At 63.2% G+C, this 12,430-nt stretch carries 12 protein-coding genes; 6 read left to right on the forward strand and 6 right to left on the reverse strand.

The genetic code is table 11. The features are described 5' to 3' along the window. Positions 1-54 precede the first annotated feature (54 nt). From R3F42_04495 to R3F42_04520, 6 genes are all read left to right on the forward strand, one after another. A complete protein-coding gene (locus R3F42_04495; GenBank protein MEZ5541283.1) occupies positions 55-843 on the forward strand; it encodes a sulfite exporter TauE/SafE family protein in 789 nt (262 codons plus the stop codon). Positions 844-1,169: 326 nt separating this feature from the next. Then, a complete protein-coding gene (sat, locus tag R3F42_04500) occupies positions 1,170-2,381 on the forward strand; it encodes a sulfate adenylyltransferase (protein MEZ5541284.1) in 1,212 nt (403 codons plus the stop codon). Between the two features lie 76 nt (positions 2,382-2,457). Then, entirely contained in the window at positions 2,458-2,925 is a 468-nt protein-coding gene (aprB, locus tag R3F42_04505; protein ID MEZ5541285.1) for an adenylyl-sulfate reductase subunit beta, read from the forward strand. Between the two features lie 37 nt (positions 2,926-2,962). Beyond that, positions 2,963-4,945 carry an adenylyl-sulfate reductase subunit alpha gene (gene aprA, locus R3F42_04510; GenBank protein ID MEZ5541286.1) on the forward strand — a complete coding sequence of 661 codons (1,983 nt, stop codon included), beginning with the start codon at positions 2,963-2,965 and terminating at the stop codon, positions 4,943-4,945. A 265-nt stretch (positions 4,946-5,210) separates the two neighbouring features. Next, complete coding sequence (locus R3F42_04515; GenBank protein ID MEZ5541287.1) at positions 5,211-6,125, forward strand: YkgJ family cysteine cluster protein; 915 nt, start codon at positions 5,211-5,213, stop codon at positions 6,123-6,125. 354 nt (positions 6,126-6,479) lie between these two features. After that, positions 6,480-7,874, forward strand: a complete 1,395-nt coding sequence (locus R3F42_04520; protein MEZ5541288.1) for an MFS transporter — start codon at positions 6,480-6,482, stop codon at positions 7,872-7,874. A 15-nt stretch (positions 7,875-7,889) separates the two neighbouring features. Here the strand turns inward: R3F42_04520 and dxs are convergent, their stop codons facing one another. The 6 genes from dxs to R3F42_04550 all read right to left on the reverse strand — a co-directional run bounded on the left by dxs (position 7,890) and on the right by R3F42_04550 (position 12,417). Continuing rightward, entirely contained in the window at positions 7,890-9,785 is a 1,896-nt protein-coding gene (gene dxs, locus R3F42_04525) for a 1-deoxy-D-xylulose-5-phosphate synthase (protein MEZ5541289.1), read from the reverse strand. Positions 9,786-9,938: 153 nt separating this feature from the next. After that, complete coding sequence (locus R3F42_04530) at positions 9,939-10,373, reverse strand: hypothetical protein (protein MEZ5541290.1); 435 nt, start codon at positions 10,371-10,373, stop codon at positions 9,939-9,941. Beyond that, on the reverse strand, positions 10,370-10,837 hold the full coding sequence (locus tag R3F42_04535) for a methyltransferase (protein MEZ5541291.1): 468 nt from the start codon (positions 10,835-10,837) through the stop codon (positions 10,370-10,372). The genes R3F42_04530 and R3F42_04535 overlap by 4 nt, the downstream gene beginning before the upstream one ends. Continuing rightward, on the reverse strand, positions 10,834-11,499 hold the full coding sequence (locus R3F42_04540) for a hypothetical protein (GenBank protein ID MEZ5541292.1): 666 nt from the start codon (positions 11,497-11,499) through the stop codon (positions 10,834-10,836). The genes R3F42_04535 and R3F42_04540 overlap by 4 nt, the downstream gene beginning before the upstream one ends. A gap of 40 nt (positions 11,500-11,539) precedes the next feature. Beyond that, positions 11,540-11,722: a PLDc N-terminal domain-containing protein gene (locus R3F42_04545; protein MEZ5541293.1), complete on the reverse strand. Its 183-nt coding sequence runs from the start codon at positions 11,720-11,722 to the stop codon at positions 11,540-11,542. Then, the gene (locus R3F42_04550; protein MEZ5541294.1) at positions 11,719-12,417 is read right to left on the reverse strand and encodes a DUF6498-containing protein; all 699 of its coding nucleotides are present in this window, start codon (positions 12,415-12,417) and stop codon (positions 11,719-11,721) included. Before R3F42_04550 ends, R3F42_04545 begins: the two co-directional genes overlap by 4 nt. Positions 12,418-12,430: the final 13 nt, after the last annotated feature.

Below are 12,430 nucleotides of genomic sequence, written 5' to 3' on the forward strand. Positions count from 1 at the left end.
CCGCTGCTGCCAGTGACTGGCCCCGGCGCAGGCGCGGCGGGATAATCCCGTGCCATGGAACTGCTCACCTATCTGCTGACGGGTGCCGCGGCCGGCTTGCTGGCCGGGTTGCTGGGGGTCGGCGGCGGGCTGGTGATCGTGCCGGCGCTGGCATGGCTTTTGGCGGGTCACGGGGTGGCGGATACTCATCTGATGCACCTCGCGGTCGGGACCTCGCTGGCGGCCATCATTCCCACGGCGCTGTCCTCGCTGCTCGCACATCATCGGCGCGGCAGCGTGCACTGGCCGGCGGTTGCCGGTCTCCTGCCCGGCATCCTGGTCGGCGCGCTGGGCGGGGCATGGCTTGCCCGCCACGCCAGCTCGCCGGTGCTGGCGGTGTGTTTCGGCGTTTTCGAGATCCTGGTCGCGCTGCAGCTCTTCTTCGCCCTGAAGCCGGTCGCGCACCGTAGCCTACCGGGCCGGGCCGGGCTGGTCCTGGCCGGTGTGCTGATCGGAACGGTCTCGGCCCTGCTCGGCATCGGCGGCGGGACGCTGACCACGCCATTCCTGTTGTGGAACGGTATCGACATCCGCCGTGCGGTCGGGACCTCGGCCTCCTGCGGGTTGCCGATCGCGCTGGCGGGCGCGGCCGGGTTTGCCTGGAGCGGACGGAACCTGATGGCGGATCAGGCCTGGACCACCGGATTCATCTATTGGCCGGCGGTGTTTGGCATCGTGCTCGCCAGCGTACCCGTGGCGCCGTTCGGCGCCCGCCTCGCGCATCGACTTCCCCGGGCCCGGCTGCAACGGGTATTCGCCCTGTTCCTGCTGCTGGTCGGTGGCAGGATGCTGCTCTCCGCCTGAGCGGTCTTGCTGGTGTTGGCACCATTGCTTAACCCCTGTGGAACTGTGGTAACCACCGGATTTTTACATGAAGCACCAGTTTTTTATATAACAATATTATGAGTAATTACAATCAGATAGATGGGTGCTCATTCCTAAGGCCAGGAATAAGTTGTGTTTATTCACGGCAAGATTTTACTGGTTTGAAATTCACTACCAAACGGGTATCGTTAGCGACCCCTGCTACAGGTGGGGAAAGTGCGCGCAGGCAAGTCACCTATATATGGCGCCGCACGTACAGTCACGCAATACGTAATTCACAACGATCGCTGTATTGAAGGAGCCTCATGTCCACACTAGTCAAGCCACATGGTGGCGGTGATCTGAAGCCGCTGCTGCTAGCAGGCGACGCACTGGCTGCCGAGCAGGCGCGTGCGGCCGGTCTGACCAAGATCAACGTATCCTCGCGCGAAGCCGGCGACATCATCATGATGGGCATCGGCGGCTTCACCCCGCTGACCGGCTTCATGACCCGCGCCGACTGGGAAGGCGTCTGTGACGGTATGAAGATGGCCAACGGACTGTTCTGGCCGATCCCGATCACCCTGTCGACCGACGAGTCGACCGCCAACGGCATCAGCGAGGGCGACGACATCGCGCTGGCCGATTCCGAATCCGGCGAAATCCTCGCCACCATGAAGGTGACGGAGAAGTACAGCATCGACAAGAAGCACGAGTGCATGATGGTCTACAAGACCACCGATGACGAGCACCCGGGCGTGAAGATGGTCATGTCCCAGGGCAACGTCAACCTGGCCGGTCCGATCAAGGTGCTCTCGCAGGGCGAGTTCCCCGATCAGTACGGCGAACAGTTCATGACCCCGGCGCAGACCCGCGCCGAATTCGAAAAGCGCGGCTGGAAGACCATCGCCGCGTTCCAGACCCGCAACCCGATGCACCGTTCCCACGAGTATCTGGCCAAGATCGCCATCGAGACACTGGACGGTGTGCTGGTCCATTCCCTGCTGGGCAAGTTGAAGCCCGGCGACATCCCGGCCGAGGTGCGTTCCGAGGCCATCCAGGTGCTGATCGACAACTACTTCGTCAAGAACACCGTGATCCAGGCCGGGTATCCGCTGGACATGCGTTATGCCGGTCCGCGCGAGGCGCTGCTGCATGCCCTGTTCCGTCAGAACTACGGGTGCTCGCATCTGATCGTCGGCCGTGATCACGCCGGTGTGGGCGACTACTACGGTCCGTTCGATGCACATCACATCTTCGACGAGATCCCGGCCGGTGCCCTGGAAACCCAGCCGCTCAAGATCGACTGGACCTTCTGGTGCAACAAGTGCGGCGGCATGGCCTCCATGAAGACCTGTCCGCACGAGGCGGCGGATCGCGTCCTGCTGTCCGGCACCAAGGTACGCAAGATGCTGACCGACGGCGAGGACCTGCCGGCGACCTTCAGCCGCCCGGAGGTGGCCAAGGTGCTCCAGGGCTACTACGCCACCCTGACCGAGACGGTCGAGATCAAGATGAGCGGGCACTCCGCCAAGTAACGGCTCTAGAGACCGCTGCCGCCGGGAGGGGGCAACGGGTTATTCAACTGCAGTAATAGAAGATGGAGAACTGAAAATGCCGACATTTGTACGTACAGACAAGTGCGATGGTTGCAAGGGTCAGGACAAGACCGCTTGCATGTACATCTGCCCGCACGACCTGATGAAGCTCGACAAGGACGGCTCGGCAACCGGCCATGCCATGCGCGCCTTCAACCAGGAGCCCGAGCAGTGCTGGGAATGCTATTCCTGCGTGAAGATCTGCCCGCAGCAGGCCATTGAGGCCCGTCACTACGCCGATATCGTTCCGCTGGGTGGTTCCGTGCAGCCGCTGCGTGGTTCCGACTCCATCATGTGGACCATCAAGTTCCGCAATGGCACCCTGAAGCGCTTCAAGTTCCCGATCCGCACCACGCCGGAAGGTTCCATCGATCCGTACGGTGGCAAGCCGGCGGCCGACATGTCCAAGATCGAGGAGCCGGGCTTCTTCGTTCAGAACAATGGCTACCGCGCGGGTAACCGCAGCGAGCTGATCAAGCTCTAACGGTACGCATCAATTTCAAGATAAGAGGAAACTGACAATGGCAGGTGAATTTGGTAATCCCGAAGTCGTTCAGGAAGAGGTCGACATTCTCCTGATCGGCGGTGGTATGGCATGCTGCGGTGCCGCCTACGAAGTCATGCGCTGGGCGGAAGGCACCGGTCTGAAGATCAAGCTGGTCGACAAGGCCGCCATGGACCGTTCCGGTGCCGTGGCCATGGGCCTGTCCGCCATCAACACCTATATCGGTCCGGAGCAGGACCCGGCCGATTACGCCCGCATGGTCTCCAACGACCTGATGGGCATCACCCGCGACGACCTGGCCTATGACGTCGGCCGTCACGTCGACGAGTCCGTGCACCTGTTCGAGGAGTGGGGTCTGCCGATCTGGAAGACCGACGAGAACGGCGAGCGCTATGACGGCTCCAAGGGCATGACCCCGCTGAAGGACGGCGGCAAGCCCGTGCGCTCCGGCAAGTGGCAGATCATGATCAACGGCGAGTCCTACAAGTGGATCGTGGCCGAGGCCGCCAAGAAGGCGCTGGGCACCGACAACATCCAGGAGCGCGTGTTCATCGTCAAGCTGGTCAACGACAAGAACGACAAGAACCGCATCGCCGGTGCGGTCGGCTTCTCCGTTCGCGAAGACAAGATCTTCATCTACAAGGCCAAGGCCATCCTGCTCGCCGCCGGCGGCTGCGTGAACATCTTCCGTCCGCGCTCCGTGGGTGAAGGCACGGGCCGTGCCTGGTACCCGGTCTGGAATGCCGGTTCCACCTACTCCATGGCGGCCGAGGCCGGTGCCGAGCTGACCATGATGGAAAACCGCTTCGTGCCGACGCGCTTCAAGGACGGTTACGGTCCGGTCGGCGCCTGGTTCCTGCTGTTCAAGTCCCAGGCCACCAACGCCGAGGGCGAGACCTACATGACCCGCAACAAGGCCATGCTGGACGACTACCCGCCCTACGGCAAGGCGGCGGTGCCGGCATCCTGCCTGCGCAACCATCTCATGCTGAAGGAGATGAAGGAAGGCCGCGGCCCGATCTGGATGGACACCGTGTCCGCCCTGGCCCGTCTGCGTGAAACCCTGACCCCGCGCGAGGTGAAGCACCTCGAGGCCGAGGCCTGGGAAGACTTCCTCGACATGTGCGTCGGCCAGTGCGGTATCTGGGTCGGTGAGAACATCGAGCCGGAGAAGAAGAACTCCGAGCTGATGCCGACCGAGCCCTACCTGCTGGGTTCGCACTCCGGTTGCTGCGGCATCTGGGTGTCCGGCCCGACCGACGTCGGCGCTCCGACCAGCGAGACCGAAGGCAATGTCCCTGCTCACCTGCCGAAGGGCTGGAACTGGGGCTACCGCGGCATGACCACCGTGTCCGGCCTGTTCACCGCCGGTGACGGCGTGGGCGCCTCCGGTCACAAGTTCTCTTCCGGTTCCCATGCGGAAGGCCGTATCGCCGCCAAGTCCATGGTCAAGTACTGCCTTGACAACAAGGACAAGGCCCCGGAACTCGATACCTCCGTCGAGGACCTGGTCAACGAGATCTACCAGCCGGTACGTAACTACCTTGAGCACAAGGACTACACCACGGCTATCGACATCAACCCGCACTACATCACGCCCAAGATGCTGCAGTTCCGCCTGCAGAAGATCATGGACGAGTACGTGGCCGGTGTCGCGACCTACTACACGACCAACAACCACATGCTGGAAGTTGCGAGTGAGAAGCTCGACATGCTGAAGGAAGACGCCATGAAGATGCGCGCCAAGGACCTGCATGAACTGCTGCGTGCCTGGGAGAACTACCACCGCATCCTGACGGCGGAAGCCCACATGAAACACATCCAGTTCCGCGAGGAGTCCCGCTACCCGGGCTTCTACTACCGCATGGACAAGAACTTTGTCGATGAGGAGAACTGGAAGTGCTTCGTGAACTCCATCTACGACAAGGAGACCAAGAAGTGGACCTGCTTCAAGCGCGCCCACACTGACCTGGTCGACAAGTCCAAGCTGTTCAAGTAAGCAGTAACGGGGGACGGGATTCCATCCTGTCCCCGCAGTATCCGAGTCCGGGTACCTCGCGGTGCCCGGACTTTTTTCTTATGGGAAATGGCGCGTAAGCTGCGCAGTATCTAATTGGGCCAGTACCGTTTTTCTCCGATGCGGTTACTATCATTTGAATGGTCAACGCATACAGGAATGTGTCGCAAGCCCGGCGGATGCAATGATGCGATCGATCGCAGTATGAAATACGAAAGGGGTAGCGTTCCTTTGCGAGGTGAGCAAGATGTCCGACAAGAAACTGATTGAAGATTCCCCGATCCAGAACAGTCCGGTGGTGCCCAACCAGCTGACCGGTGACACTGTCATCCAGTTCCGTTGCCACAAGGGCATCGATTGCTTCAATGCCTGCTGTCGCAACATCGACATCATGCTGACGCCCTATGACATCATCCGGCTGAAGCGGCGCCTGGGGATTACATCAACCGAGTTTCTGCGGGAATTCACCTACCCGTTCGAGTTCGCCAAGGACAGTGTCGCCGGGGTCAAGTTCAAGCCTGTCGCGGACGGCACTGCCTGCCAGTTCATGACAGACGAGGGCTGCAGTGTGTACGAGGACCGGCCGACCGCGTGCCGCTACTACCCGGTCGGGCTGCTGTCGACTCGGCGTCAGGACGAGAATTTCGACCGTGCCTCCTACGCGCTGGTCAAGGAGGATCACTGCCACGGCCACTTCGAGGACCGCAAGCTCACCATCGACGAATACCGCAGGGAACAGGGCCTGGAGGAATACGATGAGAAAGGCCGGCTCTGGCGCCAGCAGATCCTGAAGGTGAAATCGGCCGGCCCCTACATCGGCAGGATGTCGATGACCAGCCGCAAGTTCTTCTTCATGGCGAGCTACGATCTGGACCGCTTCCGCGAGTTCATCAAGAGCGAGGGCTTCAGCACGACCTACGACGTCGACCAGGAAACGATGGCGCAGCTGCTCGGCGACGACCTGGCCCTGATGGCATTCGGCGACCGCATGATCCGCCAGATCATGTATGCCGAGAACACCATCCCGATGAAAAATGATGCCCTGGAAGTCCACCTGGCGCGACGTGGAAAAAACCATATAGAAAGCAAGGTAGAGGCCGATGATGTCCGACCGAGCATGGCCGCCTACGATATGCCGATCGATGGCGAAGATGAAAAATAGCAAAATATCAATGCTATAGAATAAGTATGACGTGCCGGGAGTGAAATTATAGAGCGCCTTATAAATGATGATTTCAATAATTAATGGCCAGTGGAAACCAAGACTGGGCTGCGCGGGGCAGGCCGGGCGATGCCTTTTCCGGGCGATACACGTAGCGCTTCCGGCTGTAGGACCGGATCTTGTAATTAAGTCTATAAGATTCAGATAGATATATATTTTATAGTAATATACAATAATATATATTACTTGGGATGATAAAAATATAGGCATTCATATCAGCATGTTATCGTCCGCCTGGAGAGTCCTCCAGGATCCGTGCATGTCCATCCTGCTCGCCTGCTTCCGCAACCCTCCATGAACCTGTACCGGCACCAGGATCCGCTGGTCAGTCAGTCCTTGCGCCACTCGGTGCGCGATGGCGTCGCGTATTCGGTGATGCAGGGGGGCGGCGAGACCTATTTCTCGGCCTTCGCCTTGTTCCTCCGGGCCTCGACCCAGCAGGTTGCCTGGTTGGCGGCGTTGCCGGCACTGGTCGGTGCGTCAGCCCAGCTGGTCTCGGCCTGGCTCACGGCAGGGCATGTGCGCTGGCGCAAGCGCATCATCGTGCTGGGTGCCGCCCTGCATGCGCTGACCTGGCTGCCGCTGATGGTCCTGCCGTTGCTGTTTCCCGTGCATGGCGTGGAGTTGTTTATCGCTTGCGTCCTGCTGCTGACCGTGGCGGGAGATTTCATCGCACCCCAATGGGGCAGCCTGATGGGAGACCTGGTGCCGGAACGGCGCCGCGGACGCTACTTCGGACATCGATCCCGCTTGTCGACGCTGACCAATTTCATCGCCCTGATCGGCGCGGGCGGGCTGCTGCACCTGGCCGAACTGCATGGCATGACGCTGCTCGGTTATCTGCTGGTCTTCGCCGTCGCCATGGTCGCACGCATTACCTCCGTCTATCACCTGGCCCGCATGCATGATCCGCAGGCCGGTATCACGCGCGACCAGGAGACCCCGCCGCGCCAGTTCCGCGCCTGGCTGCGGGACCTGCGCGGCACCGGCTACCTCCGCTTCGTGCTGTTCATGGCCCTGTTCCAGGGCGCGACCGCCGTCGCCTCGCCGTTCTTTACCGTGCACATGCTCAATGACCTGCGCTTCAGCTACCTGGAGTTCATGGTGCTGACCGCTGCCTCGGTCATGATGAAGTTCTTCACCTTGGCGGCCTGGGGCCGGGTGGCGGACGCCTACGGCAGCCGGCTGGTGCAGCGCATTACCGGACTCGTCATTCCTGTCGTGCCGGCACTGTGGCTGATATCCAGCGACTTCTGGTATCTCCTGGTCATCCAGTGCCTGGGCGGGCTGGTGTGGGCGGGGTTCAGCCTGTCGAGCGGTAATTATCTCTATGAGCTGTTGCCGGGGCGGCGCCTGGCCCCGTTCATGGCATTGAACGCGCTGTTCACCGCGGCCGGCGTCTTTCTGGGTGCCCTGGCGGGCGGCTGGCTGGGACAGAACTGGCCGGCGCTCTTCCCGGCACTGGCGTATCCGCTCTATGGCGTGTTTGCCGTCTCGTCGCTGCTGCGCTTCGGGGTGGCGATCATCGGCCTGCGGCGGCTGCGCGAGTTGCGTCGCGTGCGCCGGCTGACCGCACGCGGCCTGATCTTCCGCTTCACGCGCCTGTACCCGCCGGCCGAGATGTCGCTGGTACCGGTCTCCAGCTTCAGGAAGCGGCGCGGCCGGGAGAGACGCGTTGCCCGGGGCTGAGCGGCGGCTGGTGGCTCAGGATGGTTTGGTGGCGTGCAGGCCGCCGAGACCGGCAGCGCTGTTCCGCGGCAACGCCGCCTCGACGGCAGCCCTGATGCCTGCCGCATCCAGGCCGCACTCGGCCAGCTGCTGCTGGTGTTCGCCATGGCCGATGAAGGCATCCGGGATGCCGAGGTTGATGACGCGGCTGGTGCTGCCCAGCGCCACCAGCACCTCGTTGACAGCGGAGCCGGCGCCCCCCTGCAGCACGTTTTCCTCCACGGTCACGATGAGTTCGTGCGTGCCGGCGATGTGCGCGATCATCTCGGCATCCAGCGGTTTGACGAAGCGCATGTTGACCACGCTGGCGCCGCAGTGCTCCGCGGCCTGCAGCGCAGCCGCGACGCGACTGCCGAAGGCGAGGATCGCCACCCGCTGACCCTGGCGGCGCAGCTCGGCCTTGCCGATCGGCAGCGTATCGAGCCCGCCATTGGGCATGATGCCGGGTCCGGTGCCGCGCGGGTAGCGCACCGCGGCCGGACCGGGGTAGCCGTAGGCAGTGCTCAGCAGCTGCCGGCATTCCTGCTCGTCGGCCGGTGCCATGACCAGGAGATTGGGCACACAACGCAGGAAACTCAGATCGAATACCCCCGCGTGGGTGGCGCCGTCGCCTCCCACCAGGCCGGCGCGGTCGATGGCGAAGGTGACGTCGAGGTCCTGCAGCGCAATGTCATGTATCAACTGGTCATAGGCGCGCTGCAAGAAGGTCGAATAGATCGCGACCACCGGTTTCTGACCCTCGCAGGCCATGCCGGCGGCGAATGTCAGCGCATGCTGTTCGGCGATGCCGACATCGAAATAGCGGTCTTCGAAGCGGCGTGAGAATTCCACCATGCCCGAGCCCTCGCACATGGCGGGCGTGATGCCGATCAGCCGCCCGTCCCGTGCCGCCATGTCGCACAGCCAGTCGCCGAAAACGCGCGTGTAGGTCTTGCCGCTGGCCGTTTGCTGCGCGCCGGTGGCGCGGTCGAACGGTGTGACGCCGTGATAGACGCAGGGGTCCTCCTCGGCGTGCTGGTAACCCTTGCCCTTGCGGGTGACGACATGCAGCAGCAGTCGGCCATGCAGCTTGTGCATGTTGCGCAGCGTCCGCACCAGCGTCGGCAGGTCGTGCCCGTCCACCGGGCCGATATAGTTGAAGCCGAGTTCCTCGAACAGTGTGCCGGGCAGGATCATGCCCTTGAGGTGCTCCTCCCAGCGCCGCAGGAATTCCCGCGCACCGGGCAGGTTCGTCAGCGCCTGCTTGCTGCCCTGGCGGATGCCGGTGTACATGCGGCCCGACAACAGTCGGGACAGGTGGTTGTGCAGTGCGCCGCGGTTCGGCGAGATCGACATCTCGTTGTCATTCAGTACCACCAGCAGGTCGCACTCCTGATCACCGGCATTGTTGAGCGCCTCGAAGGCCATGCCCGCGGTCAGGGCGCCGTCGCCGATCACGGCCACGGTCTTGCGCGCGCTGCCCTGCGCGCGGGCGGCCACGGCCATGCCCAGTGCCGCGCTGATGGAGGTGCTGGAATGACCGGCGCCGAAGGCGTCGTATTCGCTCTCGCTGCGTGACAGGAATCCGCTCAGCCCGCCGCGCTGGCGCAGGCTGGGCATGGCCTCGCGGCGGCCGGTCAGGATCTTGTGCGGATAGGCCTGGTGCCCGATATCCCAGACCAGGCGGTCCTCGGGGGTGTTGAAGACATAGTGCAGCGCGATGGTCAGCTCCACCGTGCCCAGGCCGGCCGCGAGGTGGCCGCCGGTCGCGGAAACGGTCTCGAGCAGGTATTCGCGCACCTCGGCGGCCAGCTGCACCAGCTGGGCCTCGCTGAAGCCGCGCAGGTCAGCCGGGGAGCGGATGGTCTTGAGTAGCGTGTATCTGTGTGGCATGGCGGACCCGGAGGCCGATTCTAGCAAGGCGGGCCTGAAAAAGCTGCACGCGGGTGCCGCGCCCGTCGCGGGGATGGGGGCGGTACTGCGCTACAGATCAGCGGCTGTTATGTAACTGGCTGGAAACGGTGCAAAAAAGCCCTGCCCTGCCGTTCAGTCGTCCTGCAGCATGGCGCCCAGCTCGAGCGGGGCGCGGCGCTCGTCCTGCTCGTGCCAGCGCCGGAACACGTCGGCTCCCGCCTCGAGGAAGCGGCGCTCGTCCGGGCGGGTGTGAAAACCCTGCAGGCGTTCGCTGATGCTGCCGGTCTCGGTGACCGGCATGTTGAAGTATTTGTCGAGAAACGCCACGAACAGCCCGAGCGTGTGCGCCTCGTCCAGCCCGTAGCTGGCGGCAAGGTACGCAATGGCGCCGTAGTGGAATGCCATGACCTTGTGCTGCCTGGCCGGGTAGCGTCCCAGGGCCTCGCGGTCGATGCCCATGCTGGTGGCGGTGGCGAAGCGACCGATGATCCGGTTGATTTCGCCGCCCACATCGGGTGCGCGCGAGCGGCGCGAAAACAGCGTGTCGAGCCATCCCATCGCGGTCACAGCCAGCGCCGCACGCGGCGTCGGTAGTCGCGATACTGCTGGCCGAAGCGCTGCTCCAGGTAATGTTCCTCGCGGACGACGGCATAGCGGTCGATCACGAACAGCGTCACCGGTACCAGGAGCAGGATCCACAGCTTGTCGAGCCAGCACGCCACGGTGACCTGCAGCAGCGCCAGTACGAGGTATTGCGGGTTGCGCGAGTAGCGGTAGGGGCCGCCGGTGATGAGCACGCTGGCCGGTTCGTCCGGACGGATGCCGGTATCCGCGCGCTGGTACTGCACGAATGCCCAGATCGCGATGCTGGCCAGCGCGATGCCGATCGCCTTCAGCGGCGCGGCAGCCGGCAGCGGCAGCGGCTGCAGGTGGTCCAGCAGCATGCCGATCAGCATGACGCCTGCCGCGATCAGCGCAGGATTGATGTGCACGTCCGGGCCGGCGTCAGCGGGTTGCGGCGTCTCGCTCACGGAATATTCTCACTGACGAAACGCCGCACGTTCCTGGCATTGATGATCTGGGTGCCGTCGCAGTTGAACTGCATGTGCACGATACCCTGGACCATGCACACGGTGACGTTGCGCAGATAGTATTCCTGCATCTCGCGCAGGGCGCGCAGCGAGCTGAATACCGCGTTGATCTCGTCACGGCCGAGCGGCTGCCAGATGCCGGCGCGGCGCTCGAGAATGCTCTGCCAGTAGCCCGGCAGCTGCTGATAGAAGCGCGTGGCACGCAAGGCATCGTAGAGCTCGCGCATCAGCGCTATCTTGTCCTCGAACGGTATGGTCGGGAAGTGACGCTCGATGTAGTGGCGGTCGGCGAGCTTCTCCCCGGCATGGATCTCCGAACGCAGCGGATCGAACACGGACAGGGTGCGGATCTCCCCGCTGTTGAATCCGACATAGACGCAGTACATGCCGCGGTTGAGCATCATGTCCTCGAGATTGCCGGCGATGGTATCGATATTGTCGTCCATGCTGCTGCGGTGGCGCTTGCGCTGCAGGACGGTTTCGCGCAGGGAAGGGTCGCCCTTGAGTCCGATCTGCAGGGTGTCCGCGTTCAGGCCGGCGGCACTGACGATGGTCTCCTTCAGGATCTGCTCTTCGATGGTGTGGTATCTGGATTCGGTCATGTTCGCCCCGGTGCCGTTGTGGCGCGGACCCACCGTCCGTTCAGCCTTCGCGCGGGCCGGCGAAATACCAGATGATGAGGCCGACCAGTGGCAGGACGAGCACCAGTACGGTCCACAATGCCTTGCGGCCCGTATCCGCTGCGCTCTGGAAGATATTGAGAATCGCCCACACGTCCGCGGCCAGCAGCAACAGACCGAATATGCCCCCCGTCTCCAGCATCAGTCGTGCGCGCGCTCCCCGCCGGTGGCGCCGGCCTGGTCCGGGTCGGTTGCGTCCCGGTGTGAACGGATATGCAGCATGATATCCATTCCGGTCTTCAGTGCAACCAGTGCCAGCAGCAGGCCCAGTGGCGAGCCGAGCTGCTGTACCAGGAATCCGCCGGCGATCACGGTGATGTGCAGCAGGGCAACGCGCCGGTACGGCGCGGACATGAGCGCGCTCACACTGGTGCGGCGATATTCCTGCTGACCGACGAACAGCAGCAGGAACGAGGCCCCGTGACTGCACAGCAGCGCCAGGCAGGCCCACAGGAACTGGTCGGGCGCGGACGCCAGCAGCTGCTGTGCCAGGGCGACGAATTTCTCGAGCACGACCAGCGGGCCGGGCCAGCTGGTGGCGGCGCCGCCGATCCGTTCGAGGTCGGTAAAGCCGGTGAGCTTGAGCACGAAGAAGCCGTGAATGGCAGCGAAGAAGCCGTAGTGCACACAGAAGAATGCGGCCTGCGGGAGCGCGTGCGCACCGCCGGTGACGAGCATCTTGAGGATGGTGATGAGACCGACGATCAGGTTTTCCACCCAGTACAGCACGACGATCGAAGCCACGTCCCAGTCGAACCAGAGCACGCCGATCACCGGCAGCAGGTTGGCCAGCAGCAGCGCGAGCTGCGGCAGGTCAGGGCGGTAGCTACGCAGCGGCATGTGACGGTTCCTC

This window comes from Pseudomonadota bacterium (genome assembly GCA_041395565.1).
Classification (GTDB): Bacteria; Pseudomonadota; Gammaproteobacteria; order UBA9214; family UBA9214; genus UBA9214.

Excerpts from the sequence above, each read along its gene's own strand:
- R3F42_04520 (MEZ5541288.1), top strand. The coding sequence starts at position 6,480 with ATGAACCTGTACCGGCACCAGGATCCGCTGGTCAGTCAGTCCTTGCGC.
- R3F42_04515 (MEZ5541287.1), top strand. The coding sequence starts at position 5,211 with ATGTCCGACAAGAAACTGATTGAAGATTCCCCGATCCAGAACAGTCCG.
- dxs (MEZ5541289.1), bottom strand. The coding sequence starts at position 9,785 with ATGCCACACAGATACACGCTACTCAAGACCATCCGCTCCCCGGCTGAC.
- aprA (MEZ5541286.1), top strand. The coding sequence starts at position 2,963 with ATGGCAGGTGAATTTGGTAATCCCGAAGTCGTTCAGGAAGAGGTCGAC.
- R3F42_04495 (MEZ5541283.1), top strand. The coding sequence starts at position 55 with ATGGAACTGCTCACCTATCTGCTGACGGGTGCCGCGGCCGGCTTGCTG.
- R3F42_04540 (MEZ5541292.1), bottom strand. The coding sequence starts at position 11,499 with ATGACCGAATCCAGATACCACACCATCGAAGAGCAGATCCTGAAGGAG.
- R3F42_04550 (MEZ5541294.1), bottom strand. The coding sequence starts at position 12,417 with ATGCCGCTGCGTAGCTACCGCCCTGACCTGCCGCAGCTCGCGCTGCTG.
- aprB (MEZ5541285.1), top strand. The coding sequence starts at position 2,458 with ATGCCGACATTTGTACGTACAGACAAGTGCGATGGTTGCAAGGGTCAG.
- sat (MEZ5541284.1), top strand. The coding sequence starts at position 1,170 with ATGTCCACACTAGTCAAGCCACATGGTGGCGGTGATCTGAAGCCGCTG.